This window comes from Pacificimonas flava, from assembly GCF_000342165.1.
Taxonomy (GTDB): Bacteria; Pseudomonadota; Alphaproteobacteria; order Sphingomonadales; family Sphingomonadaceae; genus Pacificimonas; species Pacificimonas flava.
Genome location: NZ_AMRV01000003.1, coordinates 87,661 through 108,482, shown reverse-complemented (window position 1 = coordinate 108,482; position 20,822 = coordinate 87,661). Strand labels below are relative to the sequence as shown.

Annotated in this window: 20 protein-coding genes; 12 read left to right on the top strand and 8 right to left on the bottom strand. The window is 66.7% G+C overall.

Going from position 1 to position 20,822, the window contains the following annotated elements:
* Positions 1–165 precede the first annotated feature (165 nt).
* Entirely contained in the window at positions 166–1,248 is a 1,083-nt protein-coding gene (locus C725_RS05645) for a substrate-binding domain-containing protein (protein ID WP_008600826.1), read from the top strand.
* A gap of 390 nt (positions 1,249–1,638) precedes the next feature.
* Here the strand turns inward: C725_RS05645 and C725_RS05640 are convergent, their stop codons facing one another.
* From C725_RS05640 to C725_RS05620, 5 genes are all read right to left on the bottom strand, one after another.
* On the bottom strand, positions 1,639–5,319 hold the full coding sequence (locus tag C725_RS05640; protein WP_008600825.1) for a hydantoinase B/oxoprolinase family protein: 3,681 nt from the start codon (positions 5,317–5,319) through the stop codon (positions 1,639–1,641).
* 477 nt (positions 5,320–5,796) lie between these two features.
* The gene (purQ, locus tag C725_RS05635; RefSeq protein ID WP_008600823.1) at positions 5,797–6,459 is read right to left on the bottom strand and encodes a phosphoribosylformylglycinamidine synthase subunit PurQ; all 663 of its coding nucleotides are present in this window, start codon (positions 6,457–6,459) and stop codon (positions 5,797–5,799) included.
* Positions 6,456–6,716, bottom strand: a complete 261-nt coding sequence (gene purS / locus C725_RS05630) for a phosphoribosylformylglycinamidine synthase subunit PurS (RefSeq protein WP_008600820.1) — start codon at positions 6,714–6,716, stop codon at positions 6,456–6,458. The genes purQ and purS overlap by 4 nt, the downstream gene beginning before the upstream one ends.
* 169 nt (positions 6,717–6,885) lie before the next feature.
* Positions 6,886–7,674, bottom strand: a complete 789-nt coding sequence (gene purC, locus C725_RS05625) for a phosphoribosylaminoimidazolesuccinocarboxamide synthase (RefSeq protein WP_008600819.1) — start codon at positions 7,672–7,674, stop codon at positions 6,886–6,888.
* A gap of 107 nt (positions 7,675–7,781) precedes the next feature.
* Entirely contained in the window at positions 7,782–8,945 is a 1,164-nt protein-coding gene (locus C725_RS05620) for a DUF3667 domain-containing protein (protein WP_008600818.1), read from the bottom strand.
* A gap of 146 nt (positions 8,946–9,091) precedes the next feature.
* On the opposite strand from C725_RS05620, the gene C725_RS05615 reads away from it, so the two are divergent.
* The 3 genes from C725_RS05615 to grxD are packed head-to-tail and all read left to right on the top strand — an operon-like array spanning position 9,092 to position 10,018.
* The gene (locus tag C725_RS05615; protein ID WP_008600815.1) at positions 9,092–9,415 is read left to right on the top strand and encodes a DUF1476 domain-containing protein; all 324 of its coding nucleotides are present in this window, start codon (positions 9,092–9,094) and stop codon (positions 9,413–9,415) included.
* A gap of 4 nt (positions 9,416–9,419) precedes the next feature.
* Entirely contained in the window at positions 9,420–9,659 is a 240-nt protein-coding gene (locus C725_RS05610) for a BolA family protein (RefSeq protein ID WP_008600812.1), read from the top strand.
* 5 nt (positions 9,660–9,664) lie between these two features.
* Positions 9,665–10,018, top strand: a complete 354-nt coding sequence (gene grxD / locus C725_RS05605; RefSeq protein ID WP_008600811.1) for a Grx4 family monothiol glutaredoxin — start codon at positions 9,665–9,667, stop codon at positions 10,016–10,018.
* A gap of 693 nt (positions 10,019–10,711) precedes the next feature.
* Here grxD and C725_RS05600 read toward each other — a convergent pair.
* Positions 10,712–11,353 (bottom strand): hypothetical protein, encoded by a 642-nt coding sequence (locus C725_RS05600; protein WP_008600809.1) that lies wholly within the window; start codon positions 11,351–11,353, stop codon positions 10,712–10,714.
* A 90-nt stretch (positions 11,354–11,443) separates the two neighbouring features.
* On the opposite strand from C725_RS05600, the gene ispH reads away from it, so the two are divergent.
* From ispH to C725_RS16125, 4 genes are all read left to right on the top strand, one after another.
* Complete coding sequence (gene ispH, locus C725_RS05595; RefSeq protein WP_008600808.1) at positions 11,444–12,463, top strand: 4-hydroxy-3-methylbut-2-enyl diphosphate reductase; 1,020 nt, start codon at positions 11,444–11,446, stop codon at positions 12,461–12,463.
* 42 nt (positions 12,464–12,505) lie between these two features.
* On the top strand, positions 12,506–13,444 hold the full coding sequence (gene thrB / locus C725_RS05590; RefSeq protein ID WP_008600806.1) for a homoserine kinase: 939 nt from the start codon (positions 12,506–12,508) through the stop codon (positions 13,442–13,444).
* A complete protein-coding gene (gene rnhA, locus C725_RS05585; RefSeq protein WP_008600804.1) occupies positions 13,441–13,905 on the top strand; it encodes a ribonuclease HI in 465 nt (154 codons plus the stop codon). The genes thrB and rnhA overlap by 4 nt, the downstream gene beginning before the upstream one ends.
* A 166-nt stretch (positions 13,906–14,071) precedes the next feature.
* Positions 14,072–14,914, top strand: a complete 843-nt coding sequence (locus tag C725_RS16125) for a PEP-CTERM sorting domain-containing protein (protein WP_160165712.1) — start codon at positions 14,072–14,074, stop codon at positions 14,912–14,914.
* On the opposite strand, the gene C725_RS05575 is transcribed toward C725_RS16125, so the two are convergent.
* Together C725_RS05575 and C725_RS05570 are read right to left on the bottom strand one after the other, a co-directional pair.
* Entirely contained in the window at positions 14,890–16,002 is a 1,113-nt protein-coding gene (locus tag C725_RS05575; protein WP_008600799.1) for an NAD(P)/FAD-dependent oxidoreductase, read from the bottom strand. The two genes, C725_RS16125 and C725_RS05575, sit on opposite strands and share 25 nt — an antisense overlap.
* 13 nt (positions 16,003–16,015) lie before the next feature.
* Complete coding sequence (locus C725_RS05570) at positions 16,016–16,969, bottom strand: alpha/beta hydrolase (RefSeq protein ID WP_038281882.1); 954 nt, start codon at positions 16,967–16,969, stop codon at positions 16,016–16,018.
* A 49-nt stretch (positions 16,970–17,018) separates the two neighbouring features.
* Here C725_RS05570 and C725_RS05565 point away from each other — a divergent pair, with 49 nt between their 5' ends.
* The 4 genes from C725_RS05565 to C725_RS05550 are packed head-to-tail and all read left to right on the top strand — an operon-like array spanning position 17,019 to position 20,809.
* Positions 17,019–17,516 (top strand): A24 family peptidase, encoded by a 498-nt coding sequence (locus tag C725_RS05565; RefSeq protein WP_008600795.1) that lies wholly within the window; start codon positions 17,019–17,021, stop codon positions 17,514–17,516.
* A 38-nt stretch (positions 17,517–17,554) separates the two neighbouring features.
* Positions 17,555–18,667 (top strand): Flp pilus assembly protein CpaB, encoded by a 1,113-nt coding sequence (cpaB, locus tag C725_RS05560; protein WP_008600794.1) that lies wholly within the window; start codon positions 17,555–17,557, stop codon positions 18,665–18,667.
* Positions 18,668–18,671: 4 nt separating this feature from the next.
* Positions 18,672–20,141 (top strand): type II and III secretion system protein family protein, encoded by a 1,470-nt coding sequence (locus C725_RS05555; protein ID WP_008600792.1) that lies wholly within the window; start codon positions 18,672–18,674, stop codon positions 20,139–20,141.
* Positions 20,142–20,164: 23 nt separating this feature from the next.
* A complete protein-coding gene (locus tag C725_RS05550; protein ID WP_008600790.1) occupies positions 20,165–20,809 on the top strand; it encodes a CpaD family pilus assembly lipoprotein in 645 nt (214 codons plus the stop codon).
* Positions 20,810–20,822: the final 13 nt, after the last annotated feature.

Here is a 20,822-nt window from a genome sequence, read left to right as displayed (position 1 = left end):
GGTTCAGCGCCGCCGCTATTGACGCGACGTTTCAGATTTGTGGCACTTGTGCGGCGCTTTTGTGAATTTTTGACGCAAAATTGCGTCTTGTAACGAAACGGCCATAAACTCTGGGCAGGGGGCCGCCTGCCGAACTCCATCCTAAAGCAAGCAGAGATAGAACCCATGCGCAAATTCGCTTTTTTCGCCGCTGCTGGTATCGCCCTCCCGCTCACGCTCGCGGCGTGCGGAGACGGCGGCACACCCGCTGGCGGCACGGCCGAGGGCGTGTCGGGCCCGGCCCTTCGCATCGTCGGATCCTCCACCGTCTATCCGTTTACGACGGCCATAGCGGAAACCTTCACGCGCAACCATCCGGGCGCCTCTGCGCCCATCGTCGAATCGACCGGCACGGGCGGCGGCATCAAGCTGTTCTGCGGCGGCGTCGGCCTCGACTATCCCGACATCGCGAACGCTTCGCGCCGCATCAAGGCCAGCGAGATCGAGATGTGCAACCAGAACGGCGTCGAGCAGATCCTGGAAATTCAGGTCGGTCTCGACGGCATCGTCTTCGCCCAGTCGCGCGATGCGGAGCCGATGTCGCTGACGGCGGAGCAGATCTACCGCGCGCTTGCCGCCACCAATCCGGATGGCAGCCCCAATACGGCCACGAACTGGTCCGACATCGATCCTTCCCTGCCGGACCACCGGATCGAGGTGCTGGGCCCGCCGCCGACCTCTGGCACGCGCGACGCCTTCAACGAGCTTGTCATGACCGCCGGCTGCAAGGAGGTTCCCGAGGTCGCCGAGCTGGAGGAGACGGACGAGGACGCGTTCAAGGCGCGCTGCGAGCGCCTGCGCGAGGACGGCGCCTTCGTAGAGGCCGGCGAAAATGACAATCTGATCGTGCAGAAGCTGACGACGAACCCGAACGCGGTCGGCATCTTCGGCTACTCCTACCTTGAGGAGAATCTCGATAAGATCGAGCCCGTGGCGCTGAACGGCGTCGCGCCCGAATATGAGAATATCGCATCGGGCGACTACATCGCCGCCCGCCCGCTCTATATCTACGTCAAGGGCGAGCATATGAATGCGAAGCCTGCGCTGGAGACCTTCGTCGCGGAATATATCGACGATCAGGCGACGGGCCCCGATGGCATCCTGCGCGAACGCGGCCTGATCGCCGCGCCGGAAGCCGTGCGCAGCGCCAACGCCGCCGCGCTGGAAAGCCGCACCGGCCTTACCGCCGCCGATCTGGGCGAGGAGTAAAGGACAGGCCCCACCGCCGCAGGCGCCGCCCGCTCCGCCGGGCGCCCTGCGGCATGGCGGTGGATTCCTGCCTTCGCAGGAATGACGAGCGGGGCGGAAAGGTCAGCCACCCCACCATCCATTACTACGGCCGCCCCCTAACGCACACGTTCCAACACCCGTCGCCCCTGCGCAGGCAGGGGCCCAGGCGGCCGGCTATCAGTTTGCCCCTCGGACGCTGCGCGTGGTGGATTCCTGCCTTCGCAGGAATGACGAGTCCGGGGGAGGGGTCAGCCACCCCAGCATCCAACGCCATGGATTCTCGCCGGAAGCACCCTTCAACACCCCGTCGCCCCTGCGCAGGCAGGGGCCCATCCCTCCGCGCGGGCATGAATCCCGCTGGGCCGGTGCTCAGCCCTTGCCGTAGCCGCCGCCGCCCGGCGTCTCGATGACGAAGACATCCCCCGGCGCCATGTCGGCGCTGATGGTGGCGCCGTGCGTTTCGACGGTCCCGCCGGCCCGCTCGATGCGGGTCAGGCCCGGCGCACCGTCCGCGCCGCCCTGCAGCCCGAAGGGCGCCACCCGGCGCCGGTTCGCCAGCAGATTCGCGCGCATCGGCGCCAGGAAGCGCAGCCGCCGCACCGCGCCGTCGCCGCCTCTCCGCGCGCCGGCTCCGCCCGACCCGCGCCTCAGCGTAAAGGCCTCCAGCAGCACCGGATAACGGCTTTCCAGCACCTCGGGGTCGGTCAGCCGGCTGTTGGTCATGTGCGTCTGCACGGCGTCGGCGCCGGCAAAACCCGGCCCCGCGCCGGCGCCGCCGGCGATGGTCTCGTAATATTGCCGCTCGCCGTCACCGAAGGTGAAATTGTTCATCGTCCCCTGCGCCGCCGCCATCGCGCCGAGCGCGCCGAACAGCACGTCGCAGACCACCTGGCTGGTTTCCACATTGCCGGCGACGACGGCGGCCGGGGCGCGCGGGTTCAGCATCGAGCCCTCGGGCGCGGTGATGGTGACGGGGCGCAGGCAGCCGTCGTTCATCGGAATGTCCTCGTCGACCAGAACGCGCATGACGTAAAGGACCGCCGCGCGCGTCACGGCAAAGGGCGCGTTGAAATTGCTGTCCAGTTGCGCGCTGGTGCCGGTAAAATCGACATGCGCGCCGCCCGCCTCCGCATCCACGGTCACCCGCACGGCGACGACCGCGCCATTGTCGAGTTCGTAGGACAGCGTGCCGCCCGGCAGCGTCTTGAGCAGACGCCGGACCGCACCCTCCGCATTGTCCTGAACATGCTGCATATAGGCTGTGACGACATCGGCGCCGTACTGCCGCGCCGCCGCCAGAAGCTGCTTGCCGCCGCGCGCGCAGGCCGCGACCTGCGCCTTCAGATCGGCGATGTTCTGCGCGGGCAGGCGGGCCGGGTAGGGGCCGCTTTCCAGGATGGCGCGCACGCGCTCCTCCTGGAACCGGTCCGCCTCCACGATCAGTTCGTTGGCGAACAGCACGCCTTCTTCCTCGATGCGCGAGGAATCCGGCGGCATGGAGCCGGGGCTGGTGCCGCCGACATCGGCATGGTGCCCGCGCGCGGCGACCCACCAGGCCGGGGCGGCCATGTCGTCCGGCAGGAACACCGGCATGATGACGGTGATGTCCGGCAGATGCGTGCCGCCCGCATAGGGATCGTTCAGCGCATAGACGTCGCCCGGCCGGATGCCGCGCCCGTCAGCGCCGCCGCCCGTGCCATCCCCCCGCGCGCGCAGGATCGTCTTCACGCTTTCGCCCATGGAGCCCAGATGGACGGGCATGTGCGGCGCATTGGCGACCAGCGCCCCGTCGGCGTCGAACAGCGCACAGGAAAAATCCAGCCGCTCGCGAATGTTCACGCTGCTTGCCGAATGTTGCAGCGCCGCGCCCATCTCCTCAGCGATCGACATGAACAGCCCGTTGAAGATTTCCAGCCGCACGGGGTCGAGCGCGGTGCCGATGGCGGCGTCCGTCCGCGCCGCGCTACGCGTCAGGATCAGGTTGGCGCCTGCATCCAACGCTGCCTGCCAGCCGCGCTCGACGACGGTGGTGGAGCCCGGATCGATGATCAGCGCCGGCCCGGACACGGCGTGCCCGCTCCGCATGTCCGCGCGGCGGTGGATGGGGGTCGCCGTTTCCTCGCCGCCGATGAAGGTCGCGGCCGTCTCGATCGCCGGCTCCGGTTGTCCCGCCCCGGATGTTCCGGCCATGGCCTCCGCACCGCTGTCTGCCCGCGCCTCGACTCGTATCATCTCCGCGATCAGCGGTGCATCGCCGACGAAGCCGAACGCCTCGCGGTGCCGCTCCTCGAATGCCTTTCGCATGTCCGCCGCGCTGCCGTGCGGCACGGCGATGGCATGCTCCGTCCCCTCATAGCGCAGAAACGCCTGTGCGGTGGTGACGGGCGCCGCCTCGCCGGCATGGGGCGCGCCCAGCTCTCGCAGCGCATCCTGGGCAAGCGCGTCCGCCGCACCGCGCATGCCGCTCTCGTCGTCGAATGCGGTGCGCAGCGTCCGCTCCCGCGTGGCGCGGCGGTCGGCCAGACCCATGCCATAGGCGCTGAGGACGCCGGCAAACGGGTGCACCATCACCCGGCCTATGCCCAGCGCGTCGGCGACCAGACAGGCGTGCTGCCCGCCCGCGCCGCCGAAGCTGGCCAGCGTATAGCGCGTGACGTCGCGGCCCCTGGCGACGGAAATCTTCTTGATCGCGTTCGCCATGCTCTGCGCGGCGATGTCCAGGAAACCGGCGGCGATCTCCGCCGCGCTCATGCCGCGTCCCGTCTCCGCCTTCACGGCCGCGCGCACCTCCTCGATGCGGGCGAGGGCGGCGTCCGGGTCCAGCGGTTCGTCCGCGTCCGGTCCGAAAACGGACGGAAAATGCGCGGGCTGGATCTTGCCCAGAACGACGTTGCAGTCGGTCACCGTCAGCGGCCCGCCGCGGCGATAGCTTGCCGGCCCCGGCACCGCGCCCGCGCTTTCCGGCCCGACCAGGAACCGCGCGCCGTCGAACCGGCAGATGCTGCCGCCGCCCGCCGCCACCGTGTGGATCGCCATCATCGGCGCCCGGATGCGCGCGCCGGCGACCTCCGCCTCGTTCGTCAGTTCGTAATCCCCGGCATAATGGGACACGTCCGTCGACGTGCCGCCCATGTCGAAGCCGATGATGCGGTCGAAACCGGCCGCTTCGCCCGTCTTCGCCATGCCGACGATGCCGCCCGCCGGGCCGGACAGGATAGCGTCCTTGCCGCGCAGCCGAGCGCCCAGCGTCAGGCCGCCCGACGACTGCATGAACAGCGGCGCCGTGCCCGACAGCGCCGCCGTGACCTTGTCCACATAGCGGCGCAGCACAGGCGACAGATAGGCGTCGACGACCGCCGTATCGCCCCGCCCGATCAGCTTTATGAGGGCATTCACCTCATGGCTTGCCGACACCTGCGTGAAGCCGATGTCCCGAGCGATCTGGGCCAGCCGCGCCTCGTGTTCATTGTACGCATAGCCGTGCATGCACAGGATCGCGGCGGCGCGCAGACCCTTGTCATAGGCGGCCTGAAGCCCCGCGCGCGCGGCGTCCTCGTCCAGCGGCGGTTCGACGGTCCCGTCCGCGCGGACGCGCTCGTCCACCTCCAGCACCTCTTCATAAAGGGGGGCGGGCTTCTCGATCCCCTTGGCGAACAGGTCGGGCCGCGCCTGATGTCCGATGGACAGCGCATCGCCAAAGCCGCGCGTCACGACCAGCAGCACCGGCTCTCCCTTGCGCTCCAGCAGCGCGTTCGTCGCCACCGTCGTTCCCATCCGCACCGCCAGCGGCGGCAATTGGGCGCCCCCCTGTGTGCCGGTCAGCCGGTAGATGCCGGCGACGGCAGCGTCTTCATAGTGCTCCGGGTTTTCGGACAGCAGCTTTGCCGTCGTCAGCGACCCGTCCGGCGCCCTCGCGACGATGTCCGTAAAGGTGCCGCCCCGGTCGACCCAGAACTGCCACGCGGCCTCGCCGGCGGATGCGGGGCCTGCGGGCGCAGTCTCGTTAAGCGCAGAGTGGTCGGAGGCGGGCGCGGCATCGGAACTCGTCATGCCTCCGCTTCAGCACTGCGAACCCATGCATGGCAAGCGCAGCGCCCGCTGATATCCTCGCTACCGGGCTCCCGGGCGGTTCCGGCGGTCCGGCACAAGAGACCAGCGCCGCCCGGCCCAACCTGTTGCGCCAAGATCATCGGCATTGGACCCCTGCCTCCGCAGGGGTGACGAAAGGAGATAAGATTACCGTAAAACAACCGTCGCCCCTGCGAAGGCAGGGGCCCATCACACGGCGAGGCCGCCGGCGAAACATGGAACACCGTCCTCGCCACCGCAGCCGCTCCGCCCCGGCGCGCCTCGCCCATCCGCCGTGGGCCCCTGCCTTCGCAGGGGTGACGAATAGGAGACGGACTGCTGGAAAACACAAACAGGAAAAGAACTGCGCTAAAACAACCGTCGCCCCTGCGAAGGCAGGGGCCCAGTGCGCGGCGGTTGGACCCGGCAAGACGCGGACGAAACTCCGCGCCCCGCACCCTAGCTCAGCGTCTTCGCCAGCCCCTCGAACAGCCGCCGGCCGTCGGTGCCGCCCAACTCGGCTTCGACCAGCCGTTCCGGGTGCGGCATCATGCCGAGGACGTTGCCGCGCTTGTTGCGGATGCCGGCGATGTTGCGCTGCGAGCCGTTCACCGCCTCGCCATAGCGGAACACGATCTGGCCTTCGTCCTCCAGCCGGTTCAGCGTATCCTCGTCGGCATAATAATTGCCGTCATGATGCGCGACGGGAATGCGGATGGTCTCGCCGCCTTCATAGGCCAGCGTAAAGGGCGTGCCGCTATTCTCGACCGTCAGCGACACGTCCCGGCAGACATAGTCGAGACCAGCGTTCCGAAGCAGCGCGCCGGGCAGAATGCCCGCTTCGGTCAGCATCTGAAAGCCGTTGCAGACGCCCAGAATGTGGCGGCCCTCCTCGGCGGCGTCCTTGACCGCGCGCATGATCGGGGAATTCGCCGCGATGGCGCCCGTGCGCAGATAGTCGCCATAGGAGAAGCCGCCGGGCAGCGCGATCAGGTCGACATCCGGCAGTTCGCTTTCGCCGTGCCAGACCATCTGGGGTTTCGATCCCGCGACGCGCTCCAGCGCGACCGCCATGTCGCGGTCGCAATTGGATCCGGGAAAGACGATGACGGCACTTTTCACGCGCCCTGATCTCCCAGGGCCGTCTCGCCGTCCAGTTCGACGCGGTAATTCTCGATGACGGTGTTCGCCAGCAGCCGCTCGCACATCTCCTCGACGCGGGCGCGGGGCGTGCCGTCGGCCACCTCCATCTCGATATATTTGCCCTGGCGCACGTCCTGCGCCTCCTCGAAACCCAGCGCGCCGAGGGCGTGGTGGACGGCCTTGCCCTGCGGGTCGAGAACGCCGGTCTTCAGCGTGATGTAGATGCGTGCCTTCATGGGCGCGCTATATGACTGCCGGCCGCGCGCGCGGCAAGGGTTCTTCGGGGCGGGTCGCGCTTCCGGCTGCGGGGGGCGGCCCTCCCCCAGCCCCTCCCTGCCAGGGAGGGGAGAAAAAGCGCGTTCCCCTCCCTGGCAAGGGAGGGGTTAGGGGAGGGTGGGTCCCCCCTCAGTCCTTGGCGCGCGCCTTGCGGGCTTCGTCCAGGTTCAGAACCGTGTCCGGCCCGCCGCCGTCTTCCGGCATCAGGCCCAGGCGTCGCGCCACCTCCTGATAGGCTTCGACCTCGCCGCCCAGGTCGCGGCGGAAGCGGTCCTTGTCCAGCTTCTCGTTCGACTTCATGTCCCACAGGCGGCAGCCGTCGGGGCTGATCTCGTCGGCCAGGATGATGCGGGAAAAATCATTCTCCCACACGCGCCCGAACTCCAGCTTGAAGTCGACGAGGCGAATGCCGATGCCGGCGAACAGGCCGCTCAGGAAATCGTTCACGCGGATCGCCATGTCGCTGATCTCGTGCATCTCCTCCTGGCTCGCCCAGCCGAAGCAGGCGATATGCTCGTCGGAGATCATCGGATCGCCCAGCGCGTCGTCCTTGTAGCAATATTCCAGGATGGTGCGCGGCAGCGGCGTCCCTTCCTCGATGCCCAGCCGCTTCGACAGCGTGCCGGCGGCGACGTTCCTGACGATCACCTCGATGGGCACGATCTCCACCTGCCGCACCAGCTGCTCGCGCATGTTCAGGCGGCGGATGAAGTGCGTCGGCACGCCGATCTGGCCCAGCAGCGTGAAGATGTGCTCCGAGATGCGGTTGTTGAGCACACCCTTGCCGTTGATGGTGCCCTTCTTCTGGTTGTTGAAGGCGGTGGCGTCGTCCTTGAAATACTGGATGATCGTGCCGGGCTCCGGGCCTTCGTACAGAATCTTGGCCTTGCCCTCATAGATCTGGCGGCGGCGGGACATGGTCCTCGTCCTTTTCGTCTCGAATCGAAATCGCCCGGGCGCGTTGCCGCTTCCGGGTGCGGTATCGGCCGCGCTCTACAGCATCGTCGCGGCCCGCGCCACTCCTCCTACAGCGCGCCCAGCGCCGCGACGATCATGGCAAAGATGGTCAGCGCCGCGATGGTAAAGGCGCACAGGACGACGGTCCTCGCCAGCGCGCCGGCCCGGCCGAGGCCGTAGGCATATTTCAGCTGCTTGTACATGTGCACCGGCGGGATGAACGTCAGAGCGGACCAGAACACGGCCCACCCCCATATGCCCGCCGCCATGCCGACCCACAGAAGGATGGTCAGAAGGCTCATGAACGACAGCGAATAGAGGATGAAGACCGTGTGGTCGTACAGGTGCAGATCGCGCCGCCAGAAGAACAGCAGCCATACGAACGGCAGGGATATGGGAAGGAGGAGGAAGGAGTATTTGTACGCCGACTGCTTGATCTTGTAGAAATACAGCTCCGGATTCCCGGTGATGTGCTGCAACTTGTCGTCCAGCCAGCCGACGCCGGTGTTCATGTTCGTGCTCTCCGGCTGGCCCTCGCCGCTTTCCGCCGCCCGCTTCTGCGCAACGATCTGCCCGGTGATGTCGTCCACCTGCCCCTGCCAGTCGAAATTTCCGGTCCGGACGCTGTTATAGGCGCGCTCGATGATCCGCTTTTCGAACTCCGCATCGGCGATGTCCGCGTCGATCCGCGCGAGCGCGGCATCGTCGCCGGCGGCCCTGGCGGCGACGCGCTCCTCGTAGAGGGCGGCCAGCCGCTCGTTCACGGCGTTCAGCTCGGTCTGCATCTCTGCCGCCGCCTCGTCCGCGCCGCCTGCCGGGACGGCGGGCATGATGCCGCCCGGCGCGCCGATGAAGGCGAAGGTGAAGTACATCGCGAAGACGGTGAACAGGAAAATGCCGAACGGCGCGACATAGCGCGCGCGCCGCCCCTCGACATAGTCGCGCGTCAGCCGGCCGGGTTTCGCGATCAGCATGGGCAGGGTGCGCCAGACCTTGCCATCCAGATGCAGGATGCCGTGCGCCAGTTCATGCAGGATGTGGCCGATGGAGCGCGCGACATGCGCATGCTGTCCGCACTCGGGGCAATAATGTCCCGGCGTCGGTGTTCCGCAGTTCAGGCAGGTCTCGTGTTTCTCGCCCGTATGGGCGGCGTGACGCGCGCCCGTTCCGGACAGTTCCCGTGCAATCAGACTGCCGGTGACGAAGCCGCCAATGGCGTCACCCTCGCTCATACCCCTCTCCTGCTCCACCGCAGTCCCGGTCCGAATAATGCGGCGTCCGGCATTTGGCTGCAAGGGCCGCCTCCCGACTGCATTGCGGGCTGCGACGGCGGCCCCTATCTAGGCGCCAGAAAAAGGGCACTGGAGACGAAACGAAGATGGCCGATTTAGAGGATCGCGAGAAGGCGTTCGAAAACAAGTTCGTCCGCGATGCGGAATTCCAGTTCCGGGTCAATGCCCGCCGCAATCGTCTGCTTGGCGAATGGGCGGCGGAGAAGCTGGCTCTGACGCCGGAGGAACGCGACGCTTATGCCAAATCGGTCGTTGCCGCCGACTTCGAGGAGGTCGGCGATCAGGACGTATTCCGCAAGGTTTGGGGCGACCTGTCCGCACGTGATACGGGCGTCACCGAATCCGATCTGCGCATGGCCATGGACGATCTGATGGTCGAGGCGCGCCGCCAGTTCATGACAGAGGTCTAGATCCATGCCGATGCCCGCCGCGGAAATCAAAACGCTGATCGAAACCGGAATCGAGGGCGCCAGCGTCCATATCGACGATCTGGCGGGCGACGGCGATCATTACGCCGCGACCGTCACGGCGCCGGCCTTTGCCGGGAAGAGCCGCGTGCAGCAGCATCAGATGGTCTACGCCGCGCTTGGCGGCCGCATGGGCGGCGAGCTGCATGCGCTCCAGCTGACCACGAAGACACCCGACCAGGAGTAGAAGACATGGCCGACAGTCCCGCCAATATTTCCGACGCCACGCGCAGCCGCATCCAGGAGCTAGTGAAGGGCAGCGACGTGTTCCTGTTCATGAAGGGCACGCCGCTCTTTCCGCAGTGCGGCTTTTCCAGCCGCGCGGTCGCGATCCTCGAGCATGTCGGCGCGGAGTTCGATTCCGCCGATGTGCTGCAGGATCCGGAAATCCGCAGCGGCATCAAGGTCTATTCCAACTGGCCGACCATTCCCCAGCTGTACGTGAAGGGCGAATTCGTCGGCGGCAGCGACATCATGATGGAAATGTACGAGGCTGGCGAACTGGCCCCGCTGATGCGTGAAAAGGGCGTCGCCACCAACGCCTGACCGCCGGCCTCGCTCGGGCCCCGGCCCGCTCGTGTAGACACCGGACCGGACGCGTTTCGTAGACACCGGCCGAATCCACAGGCTCGTCACCCGGCGAAAGCCGGGCTGACGCGCGACCGTCCCGCCCGTGCACAGGCTGACCCCCGAACGGGATCGATGCCGGCACTAGCCCGAACCGAACCCGCAGGCCCGTCACCCCGGCGAAAGCCGGGGCCCACGCCACGACAGCCGCGTCTATACGCAGGCGGGCTCCCGAACGGGGTTGATGCCGGGCATTGGCCCGAACCGAACCAACAGGCCCGTCACCCCGGCAAAAGCCGGGGCCCGCACCACGACCGCCCTTCCATGCGCAGGCTGATCCACGAACGGAGTGGATCCCCGCCTCCGCCGGGCTGACGCACGGGGGAAGGGGGCGGAAACAAGACACCCGTCATTCCTGCGAAGGCAGGAATCCATGCGGCAAGCCCCGGCGGGTCCGGAAACGACCCGGGCCCTGCCGACGCCTCTTCCAAAATAGGATTTGTGGGGGCCTTATCAGACCATGCGTTTGGCCGGCCCTTTCTCACCCGAACAGACCCTCGACAACAACGCGAACCTTCTCGCGCGCGCGTGCGCGTGGTGAGTGTCCACCTTGTCAACTTTGCCTTGACCCCCGGCGTCCGGGCAGGCGGCGATGCGAAAAGGCGAACCGGCCTATTTCGCGACGTTGTAGGCCAGCGAGGACTCGTCGAGATTGAAGCCGAGAAGAAGCTCGAAGCTGGCGTTGCGAACGGCCTCCCGAACCTCCGGCCGGGCCAGCGGATCGAGCGCGGCATCCGGGTCGCCCGGTTCGCGGCGGCGGTCGATTTCGCGGTTCACCTCTTCCGGCAGGTTGGCCGCCGCCTCCGATATGTCGGCGCGGGCCGATGCGGTCGTCTGCGCGCTCGCTTGACCGTCCGCGAAGGTCAGCGTGACGCTGCCGACCTCCTTGGAAATGATCTGGTCGCCGCCGCGCATGACGGCGGAGAAGACAGGCAGGGTCACCGAACGGGCGCCGACGGCCCGCTGCCGCGTCGCCACCACGTCATAGCTTGCCTGGCTGACGATCCGGCCGGCATCCTGATAGCAGGTCGGCCGGACGTTCGTGATCGCCGCGGTGACGTCGATGGCGTCCGCATTGCGGCTGGTGGCGGGGGAGAAGGTGGTTGCCGACCCCGCATATTCCAGCACCGCCACGGCGGGACACGCGCTGCGCTGCACCTTCAGCGGGTTCTGGTTGGCGCCGCAGGCGGCAAGAACGACCGCACTGAGGATGATGGGAAGCGTCAAAGGGGCGAAGCGGAACATACGGCGCATCGGGAAACTTTCGTGAAAACCGCTACAGATTGCTCCGCTCCTATAGGAAGCGCCTTTCGGAGCGGCAAGGAAACGCTTATCTCGGCGGACATGGCCGATTTCGATCCCGAACGCTCCCTGACCGCCGCTTCCGCGCCGTCGGACGCCCCTGCCGGCGCTGCTGCGCTTGGTGCCCTCAAGGTGCTGGTCGCCAATCCGCGCGGCTTCTGCGCCGGCGTGGACAGGGCCATTCAGATCGTCGAGGTGGCGCTGCGCAAGTTCGGCGCCCCCGTCTATGTCCGGCACGAAATCGTCCACAACCGCTTCGTGGTGGACAGCCTGCGGGCAAAGGGCGCGGTCTTCGTGGAGGATCTGGACGAGGTCCCGGACGGCGTGCCGGTCGTGTTTTCCGCGCATGGCGTTCCGAAATCGGTGCCGGCGGAGGCCGCCCGGCGCAAGCTTTTCTACGTCGATGCCACCTGTCCGCTGGTGTCGAAGGTGCACCGGCAGGCCGAGCACCTGATCGGCCGCGGACGCCATATCCTTTTCATCGGTCATCAGGGCCATCCTGAGGTGATCGGAACCTTCGGTCAGGTGCCGGAGGGGGAGATGACGCTGATCGAGACCGTCGAGGATGTCGCGGCGCTGGACATCGACGACGCGGACGGCGGCGCCTCGCTCTCCTTCTTGACGCAGACGACGCTTTCGGTCGACGACACGGCCGAGATCGTGGAGGCGCTGAAGGCGCGCTTTCCCGCCATCCAGGCACCGCGGGGCGAGGATATCTGCTACGCCACCTCCAATCGGCAGGAGGCCGTGAAGGTGCTGGCTGAGAAAAGCGATCTGGTGCTCGTCATCGGAGCGCCGAATTCCTCGAACTCCGTGCGCCTCGTGGAGGTCGCGGAACGGACAGGGACGCGGGCCGCTTTGGTTGAGCGCGCAGACTGCTTCGATCCGGCCATGCTGCAGGGCGTCTCCACGGTCGGCATCACTGCCGGCGCGTCGGCGCCCGAGGTGCTGGTGCAGGAACTGATCGCCCGCCTTGCGGAGGAGCGGGAGATCGCGGTCGCCCCCGTCACCACTGCCGAGGAGGATGTCGTGTTCCGCCTGCCGCGGGAACTGCGCAACTGATGGGCCGCCGCATTCGTCTTTCGCAGGACCCGCACCGCTAGCGTGGCTGTCTACACCTCGGTTCCGAGCGAGATGCTTGCGGGCTTTTTGGCGCGCTACGATGTCGGGGCGCTTGTCAGTGCCAAGGGCATTGCGGAGGGCGTCGAGAATTCGAACTATCTGGTGGAAACGACGGGCGGGCGGTTCATCCTGACGCTTTACGAAAAGCGCGTAACGCCGGAGGATCTGCCCTATTTCCTGGGCCTCACCGCTCATTTGTCGGCGGCGGGCCTGCCGGTTCCCGCCCCTATCGCCGACCGGCAGGGACGGGCCTTGCAGCGCCTTTCCGGCCGCCCGGCCTGCCTGATCGAGTTCCTGCCCGGCATCTCGGTGACCCGTCCGGAACCCGGCCTCGCCCATGCTGCGGGTGCTGCGCTCGCTCAGTTGCACGAGGCTGCGGCGGATTTTCCGCACGATCGCGCCAACGCCCTGTCGCTGCCGGGGTGGCAGTCGCTCGCGGAAGCGCTCGGCGGCGGGGCAGCGGAAATCGACGCGGGGCTGCCGGTCCTCATCGCAGAGGAGCTGGCGGCGCTGTCCGATCTCTGGCCGCGCTCGCTGCCGCAGGGGACAATCCATGCCGACCTTTTTCCAGACAATGTCCTGGCGCTGGACGATTCCGTCTCCGGTATCATCGACTTCTATTTCGCCTGCACCGATTTCCTCGCCTATGATCTTGCCGTGGCGCACACCGCCTGGTGCTTCGATGCGGAGGGGGCGTATCTGGGGACGGACGTCTCGGACGCCCTCATTGCCGGGTATCAGGGCGTTCGGCCGCTGTCCCCTGCGGAATCGCGGGCCTTCCCCCTGCTGTGCCGCGGCGCGTCGCTGCGATTCCTCCTGACCCGTGCCTATGACTGGCTGAACACGCCCGCCGGCGCTCTCGTCACGCGAAAGGATCCCATGGCCTTTGCCCGCCGTCTCCTGCATTACCGCGCGTCATGATGGACAGCGATATTGTCGAGATCGCCACGGACGGGGCGTGCAAGGGAAATCCGGGGCGCGGCGGCTGGGGCGCGGTGCTGCGCTACCGTGGGCAAGAGCGGGAGCTTTACGGTTACGAGGCGGAGACCACCAACAACCGCATGGAACTGATGGCGGCCATTGCCGCCCTGTCGGAATTGAAGCGACCGTGCCAGGTTCGCCTCTCGACCGACAGCGTCTACGTCCGCGACGGGATCACCAAATGGGTGCACGGCTGGCAGAAGAAGGGCTGGAAGACAGCGGCGCGCAAGGACGTGAAGAACCGCGACCTCTGGCAGGCGCTGTTGCAGGCGGCGCGGCCGCACCGGGTGGAATGGAAATGGGTGAAGGGGCATGCGGGCGACCCGGACAATGAGCGCGCGGATGCCCTCGCCAACCGGGCCATCGAGGAAAGGTTCGAAGCGGCGGTGAAAGTCGCCTGAGGCATTAACCATTTTATTCCGCAGGTGCGCGATAAGTCTCTGCGAGTCGGGGTTTTTTACATTGTAAATCGGTCCAGATCGGGCGGGACCGGAAAACCAATGCGTTAGCGTCATGGCATATGCCTTGCATCAGCGGCCGGCGGACGGGGATTTTTTGGAAGTGACTATGATCGAGACGTCTTTTCGAAAGGCGCTTATGATTGCTGCCGGCTTGGCGGCGCTTGCGGCCTCCGGCGCGCAGGCCAGCGCGGTGAAGGTGGGCAGCAATGTCGATATCGTGCTCGCCGGCAATGGCGGCAATTGCAGTGGCAATGCGTGCAACTGGACGGCGGGCTACACCGCCTTCGACAATTCGCAGAAGACCGTGAATGTGCGCGCGACCGCCTGGTCGATCTCCAACGGCGGTTGGAACAATGGAACGCATTCGCGGGCGAACATCGACCAATGGGCCTACGGCCTTGGCGTGCAGAATGCGGGGGAGCCGGGATACAGCCCGCACCACACGATGGATAATGGCGGGTACAAGGACTATGTCGCGCTGGAGTTCGACAGCCTTGTCAACGTGAACAGTGTCAAGCTCGCCCTCTATCAATATTCCAGCTATCAGGCGGCCGATGGCGACGTCAGCATCCTGATCGGCAACGTGCCGACGGGTCTGGGCAATTACATCAATCCGCTGGCGGCGCTTGGCACGCTCTCGACCGGCCTCAGCTATCAGACCGATTACTGGGCCAGCAACGCGCCGAATGTCGGCGCCGGCAACTTCGCGGGTTTCCTGACGCAGGACGATTTCACCTTCGGCGACAATGAATATGGCAATGTCGTCGTCGTCGCCGCCGATCTGTTCGAATCGGGTGGGCTGGTCGATGCGTTCAAGCTGAAGACGATCAACATCGACGTCTTCCAGGCGCCGCCGCCCAGCGACGTTCCGGCGCCGGGCGCGCTCGCCCTGCTTGGCCTCGGCCTCGCCGGCCTCGGTCTGCGTCAGCGGAAGCGCGCGGCCGCGTAGATATCGGGGTCGACGGGCGGCGGCGACACCGCGCCGCCCGTCAGCAGCGAAGCGGCGAGGGCAGCGCCCGCCGGGGCTGTCTGGATGCCGAAGCCGCCCTGGCCAGCGCACCAGAAGAAGTCCTCCGACGACGGATCGAAGCCATAGACAGGCAGCCGGTCGGGCGTGAAGCTTCGAAGGCCGGCCCAACTGCGCACGACCCGCCGCACCTTGGCCGTCGTGGCGCGTTCGAACCGGTCGACCGCGATCGCGATATCGATCTCCTCCGGCTGCACATCGCCGGGATCGCAGGGCGTTTCGTCGTGCGGGCTGATCCAAAGAAGGCCGGCATCGGGCTTGAAATACAGCTCTCCGGCGGCATCCACGGTCAGCGGCCAGTCCGCACCCACCGGCCTGTCCAGCTCCGCCGCCACCATGGTTCGCCGCAGCGGCCGGACCCCCACCGGCGCCGTCCCGGTCCGAGCCGCCACATCGTCGGCCCAGGCCCCTGCCGCATTCACCAGGACCGGCGCCTCGAAGGACCCCGCGGCAGTGCTCACCCGCCAGATCCCGTCGCCACGGACCGCCGATTCCAATGCTGCATTCACCACGAGCCGCGTGCCGCCCCGCTTTGCCTGACGAAGGTAGGCGGCATGGAGAGCAGCGACGTCGATATCGCGGCAGCCGGCTTCCCACAGACCCGCCTCTGCCCAGTCGGCGCGAAGAATCGGCACCGTCTTTCTCACCTCCTCCGGGCTCAGTGTCTGGAGGAAAGGGGCTGCGCCTGAAAAGGACGCGGCGAAACCCCGAAGCGCGGCCCGTCGATCCGGAGCTGTCACGTGCAGCGCGCCGCGCCCATGCAGCAGCGGCACGTCCGCGAAACCGGCCGGCGGGGACGTCAGAAAGGCCTTCGAGGCGGTGGTGAGGGGCTGGACGCCCGGTCCGCCATAGGTTTCGGCGTAGAAAGCGGCGGAGCGTCCGGTGGCGTGCCGGCCGGGCATTTCCTCCGCTTCCAGCAGCAGGACGCTGGCATGTCCCGACAGGGCGAAGGCAAGGCTGGCGCCGGCCATGCCCCCGCCGACGATGATGATGTCCGCCCGCTCGGTCATGCCGGGCGCGCTGTCAAAGGTCCAGAAACTGCCATATTGCCGACCAGACCTCGTCCTGAACGGCATCGATGTCCAGTTGCAGTTCGTGGTGGCCGTTCTGGATGGTCCGCAACGATGCGTTCGGCATGCGGTGCGCGGCGGTTCGGATCGCTGCCGGGTCGACGATCCGTTCTTCGCTGCCAAGCAGAAAAAGGACCGGCTGCGTTATGTGTTCAAGAGTGCCGGGTCGTTTCAGCTCCACGATCGAATCGAGCGCGGCGGCGAGCCACCCCCAGGTGGCGCCGCCCGCTGCCAGTCCCGCCTCTGCCTCCATCCATCCGAACCCCTCCTCGAAACGGGCGCGGTCGCCGGTCAGCCGCCGGCGTCGAACCTCGTCGCGATAGCCGGGGCCGTACGGAATCTGACCGGGCGGATAGGCTTCGCCCCGGCCCCGCCTCACTTGCAGATGGGCAAGTGGTCGCATGATCCAGTCGGGCATCGGCCCAGCAATGCCCAGCATGGGCGCCATCAGCACGAGATGGCTGACATGGGAATATAGATCGGGCCGTGCGGCGAGCGTGCGGAGCGCCATGTGCCCGCCCATCGAATGCCCCATCATGACCACGGGCCCGCCAAGCGTTTCGGTAGCCCATGGAAGAAGGCGCGCAAGGTCCATCTTCATATGTCGGAACAGCTCCTCGCTGGCACAGGACTGCCGCGCGCTCAGCCCCTGATCACGCCAATCTGCGGCAGCCACGGCACAGCCCCGCGCCAGCATGCGATGGTAGCTTTCCGCATGGCGTTCGATGAAGTCGCGCTTGCCGCCGCAGAACAGAATTCGCCGCCCCCAGCCCTGCGAATCGAGCCGGTCGCCTGCGACATGCGCCCAGTGGACCGTGCGAAGCAGCGCGCCGTCGGCGGCTGGGTGCCAGCTTACCGTGGCGCCTGCGGGCATCTCTGTTCGGGGAAAGGCTGTGGCCGCAGGCATCTGGCGGCATGGTTACGGCTTTTTTAGGCTTTTCGTCTAGCGCGGCGACATGAGTCAGTTTCATTTCGCCGTCTATCTCTTTGCCCTTGCGGGTCTCGCGGCGCTTCTTCTCTACGTCGTCGTCAGCGATCTCAGAACGCGGCGCATCCCGAACGGCACCGTGCTCGCCATTGCCGCACTTGCCATACCCTATTGGTGGGCCCGCGGTATCGACGGGGCGGGTGTTCTGGAGCAAGCGGCCGTTCTTGCCGGGGCCGGCCTCGTCTTCGGCCTGATCTGGCAGGCCGGTCACTGGCGCGGACGGCGCTATCTCGGGGGCGGAGACCTGAAACTGTATCTGGCGCTCGCCCTGTGGCTGCCGGCGCGACCTTATCTCGAAATGCTGGTCTGGATGTCGCTCGCAGGGTTCGTTCTGTCCCTCGTCATTCTGATCCTTCGCCGCCGCAGCGGGCAGGCCGGACCGGCGCGCGTACCCTATGGCGTGGCCATCGCCGGCGGCGTCTTCGCGGTCTTTGGCGAACTGATTGTTAAGCATTTTCCCGCATAGGGCGGGCAGGTCATCTGAAGATTGGGGGTCTTCCCATAATGGACATGAAGAAAGTCATCCTGCTCGTCGGGGCGCTGTTGGTCGCAGGCGTCTCGGCCTTCGCCATACGCGCCTTGATTTCGGGCGGTGCGGGTGCGCCGGCCGCGCAGGCCGTGGCTGCGGCGCTGCCGGGCGAGCAGGAATCCGGCGTGCACGTCCTCGTCGCGCAGACGACGCTTCCCATCGGCACGATCATCTCCGAGGAGCATGTCGCTTTCCAGCCATGGCCGGAAGACATGGTGCAGAACGCCTATTATCTGGAGGAGGCGCAGTCGTCGGTTCCGGGCGTCGAGGACGTGCCGCCTGCCCGCATCGAGGACGTCATCGGCAAGGTGGTGCGCGTATCCATCGGTGCCGGTCAGCCGCTGTCCCGCGAATCGCTGGTCGGGCCGGGCGAAAGCGGCTTTCTGGCGGCGGCGCTGAACCCCGGAATGCGCGCCGTGACGGTTCCCATCGACAATATCTCCGGTGTCGCCGGATTCGTCTTTCCGGGCGACCGCGTGGACCTGCTGCTGACGCACGATATCGGCGGAGAATCGGGCATTACGGATGCCGAGACCGTCTCCGACACGCTGAAGGTTGCGGAAACCATTGCCCGGAACGTGCGCGTCCTTGCCATCGACCAGCGCACGAGCGACCTTGAGGAGACGCCAATGTCAGGCAACTCCGTCACATTCGAGGTACCGCCGAAGATGGTGGAGAAGATCGCTGTGGCGCGCATGATGGGGCAGCTTCAGCTGTCACTGCGCAGCATCAAGGATCAGCGTCAGGCCCTGGAGCAGGCGATTGCCGACGGCAGCATTCAGGTCGGTGAGAATCAGTCGACGTCCGAAGATCTGGCCATGGAATTCTCCGTCACGCAGCGGCCGGATCAGGGGCCGAGCACGTTCACCACCGGCGGCGAGGTGTCACGCTTCGCGCTCGATCAGGCAGGGCGCGCGCGGGGACGGCAGGAGGCGCGCCAGCAAGCCGGTCCGCCGCCGCCGACCGTCCAGGTCACACGCGGACGCAGCGCGCAGCGCGTCGTGATCGGCCCGGCCGGAAATGCCGCCGCGCCATCGGGAGATTCAACCGGGGCAGCACAGCAGCCGGTCTTGGCCGAGGGGGCCTGATTTCATGAACCGCAAGTCTTTTACCGCCGCATTGTTCGCGGGCGGCACCATGGCAGCCATCTTTGCTGCACCGCTCACCGCGCCGGCCCTGGCGCAGGATGCGGAGGTCGTGCGGACGGTCGAGCAAGATCCCCTAGCGACGGTCGAGGTGTCGCAAGGTAAGGGCACGCTGCTGCGCCTCCCGCGCCCCATCTCCGATATCTTCGTCGTCAATCCGGACATTGCCGACGTCGAGGTGAAGTCGAACCGCGAAGTCTATATCTACGGCACCGGTGGCGGCGAAACGAGCGTCTACGCCACCAATGCGCGGGGGGAGACGGTCTATTCCGCGACGGTGCGCGTCGTGCGCAACATCGACCAGGTGCGCGAGATGATGCGCCTTGCCATGCCGCAGGCGAATGTCGAGGTGAAGTCTCTGGGCGGCATCGCCTTCCTGACCGGAACGGTGGCGAGTCCTGCCGAAGTGGCGGAGGCCGAGGCGCTGGTGCGGCGCTTCACCGGTCAGGAGGAGGTGGTGAACCGGCTGCAGGCGGCTGTGCCGCCGCAGGTCAATCTGCGCGTCCGTTTCGCCGAAGTCAGTCGTGACCTGCTGAAACAGCTTGGTGTCAGCTTTCAAGCGTTCGATGGTGACGGGGATCTGCTCCTGGGCCTGACAAGGGGTTCGGATGTGAGCGGCGGTGAGGCCTTTGTTGACGGGTTCTTCGGCCGGAATCCGATAACTGGCGATCCGACCTTTGATGTGCCGGAATTGCCGGTCGGCAGTCCCGCGCTGACTGGCACGCTGATCGGCAGCCTTCTGGGTCTGGATTTCAACGCTGCCATCGACGCGCTGGAAACGGATGGTTTGCTGACGACGCTAGCGGAACCGAACCTGACAGCGCTGTCCGGAGAGACGGCCAGCTTCCTTGCGGGCGGCGAATTCCCCGTGGTGACGAACAGCGGCCTCAACGGCACGAACGTCCAGTACAAGAATTACGGCGTCGGTATCGAGTTCACGCCCGTCGTTCACAACGACAATCGCATCACCATGCGCGTCGCGCCGAGCGTCTCGGAACTGTCGGAAGCCGGTGCCGTGCGGATCGATGGCATCTCCATCCCTGCGCTCATCACGCGCGAGGCGCAAACGACCGTCGAGCTTGGTTCCGGACAAAGCTTCATGATCGGCGGTCTGACCCGCAACAGCTTCAACACTTCGACCGACAAGGTGCCGCTGCTGGGCGATCTGCCGATCATCGGCACGCTGTTCAAATCCGACAGTTTCCGGCGGTCGGAAACGGAGCTGGTCATCATCATCACGCCGTATCTGGTGAATCCGGTCAGCGGCCGCATGGCACTGCCGACGGACGGGATGCGCGCGCCGAACGATGCCGAACGCTGGCTGCTCGGCCGCACCTATTCGCACGCCGACGCGCCGCCGCCGCGTGACGTGAACGTGCCGGAAGACGCGCCGGCCCCCGGCTTTTCGGTGCAGTGATGCGGTCAGAGAGGAACATGACGATGACGAAGTCCGCAATGATCGCCGCGGCAGCGCTGGCCATCGCCCTTACGCTGCCGGCCTGCCAGAGGGGGCCCGGCTTCTCGCAAGTGGCACCGCAGCATGTGCCGACGGTGACGGAGCAGGTCTTCGTGCATGATCTGACTTATACCGGGCCGGGTCAGTTCGCGCCGGGGGAGATGGAGGAGCTTGCCGAATGGCTGGACACCATCGACCTGAAATATGGCGACCGCATCAGCGTCGACGATCCGAATCCGATCGGTGCGGCGGCGCGGGCAGAGCGCCTTGGCGAACTCGTCGGAACGCATGGCCTGCTGCTGCGAGAGACCGGCCCCGTCACCGATCCGCCGCTGCCGACCGGTGTCACCCGGCTCGTCGTCGTCCGGGCGCAGGCTGCGGTTCCGGAATGTCCGGACCACAGCCGCCGCTCCAATCCGGACTTTGAAGGGTCGGTAACCAGCAACTTCAGCTGTGCGACCGCCAGCAACATGGCGGCCATGATCGCCGACCCCAACGATCTCGTCGCCGGCAAGACCTATGTCGGCGGCACAACCGCAACACAGTTTCCGGACGCCGCCACCGGCGCACGCTCGTCCGCCGCGGCGGGTGCCGGCCTGACTTTCGGGCAGCGCGGCCGCGATCAGTAAGGAGACCAGCGAC

What these genes read in the sequence shown, in the direction of transcription:
- C725_RS05645 (WP_008600826.1), top strand. Translation starts at nt 166, where the DNA reads ATGCGCAAATTCGCTTTTTTCGCCGCTGCTGGTATCGCCCTCCCGCTC.
- C725_RS05640 (WP_008600825.1), bottom strand. Translation starts at nt 5,319, where the DNA reads ATGACGAGTTCCGATGCCGCGCCCGCCTCCGACCACTCTGCGCTTAAC.
- purS (WP_008600820.1), bottom strand. Translation starts at nt 6,716, where the DNA reads ATGAAGGCACGCATCTACATCACGCTGAAGACCGGCGTTCTCGACCCG.
- purC (WP_008600819.1), bottom strand. Translation starts at nt 7,674, where the DNA reads ATGTCCCGCCGCCGCCAGATCTATGAGGGCAAGGCCAAGATTCTGTAC.
- C725_RS05620 (WP_008600818.1), bottom strand. Translation starts at nt 8,945, where the DNA reads ATGAGCGAGGGTGACGCCATTGGCGGCTTCGTCACCGGCAGTCTGATT.
- C725_RS05615 (WP_008600815.1), top strand. Translation starts at nt 9,092, where the DNA reads ATGGCCGATTTAGAGGATCGCGAGAAGGCGTTCGAAAACAAGTTCGTC.
- C725_RS05610 (WP_008600812.1), top strand. Translation starts at nt 9,420, where the DNA reads ATGCCGATGCCCGCCGCGGAAATCAAAACGCTGATCGAAACCGGAATC.
- grxD (WP_008600811.1), top strand. Translation starts at nt 9,665, where the DNA reads ATGGCCGACAGTCCCGCCAATATTTCCGACGCCACGCGCAGCCGCATC.
- C725_RS05600 (WP_008600809.1), bottom strand. Translation starts at nt 11,353, where the DNA reads ATGCGCCGTATGTTCCGCTTCGCCCCTTTGACGCTTCCCATCATCCTC.
- ispH (WP_008600808.1), top strand. Translation starts at nt 11,444, where the DNA reads ATGGCCGATTTCGATCCCGAACGCTCCCTGACCGCCGCTTCCGCGCCG.
- rnhA (WP_008600804.1), top strand. Translation starts at nt 13,441, where the DNA reads ATGATGGACAGCGATATTGTCGAGATCGCCACGGACGGGGCGTGCAAG.
- C725_RS16125 (WP_160165712.1), top strand. Translation starts at nt 14,072, where the DNA reads ATGATCGAGACGTCTTTTCGAAAGGCGCTTATGATTGCTGCCGGCTTG.
- C725_RS05575 (WP_008600799.1), bottom strand. Translation starts at nt 16,002, where the DNA reads ATGACCGAGCGGGCGGACATCATCATCGTCGGCGGGGGCATGGCCGGC.
- C725_RS05570 (WP_038281882.1), bottom strand. Translation starts at nt 16,969, where the DNA reads ATGCCTGCGGCCACAGCCTTTCCCCGAACAGAGATGCCCGCAGGCGCC.
- C725_RS05565 (WP_008600795.1), top strand. Translation starts at nt 17,019, where the DNA reads ATGAGTCAGTTTCATTTCGCCGTCTATCTCTTTGCCCTTGCGGGTCTC.
- cpaB (WP_008600794.1), top strand. Translation starts at nt 17,555, where the DNA reads ATGGACATGAAGAAAGTCATCCTGCTCGTCGGGGCGCTGTTGGTCGCA.
- C725_RS05555 (WP_008600792.1), top strand. Translation starts at nt 18,672, where the DNA reads ATGAACCGCAAGTCTTTTACCGCCGCATTGTTCGCGGGCGGCACCATG.
- C725_RS05550 (WP_008600790.1), top strand. Translation starts at nt 20,165, where the DNA reads ATGACGAAGTCCGCAATGATCGCCGCGGCAGCGCTGGCCATCGCCCTT.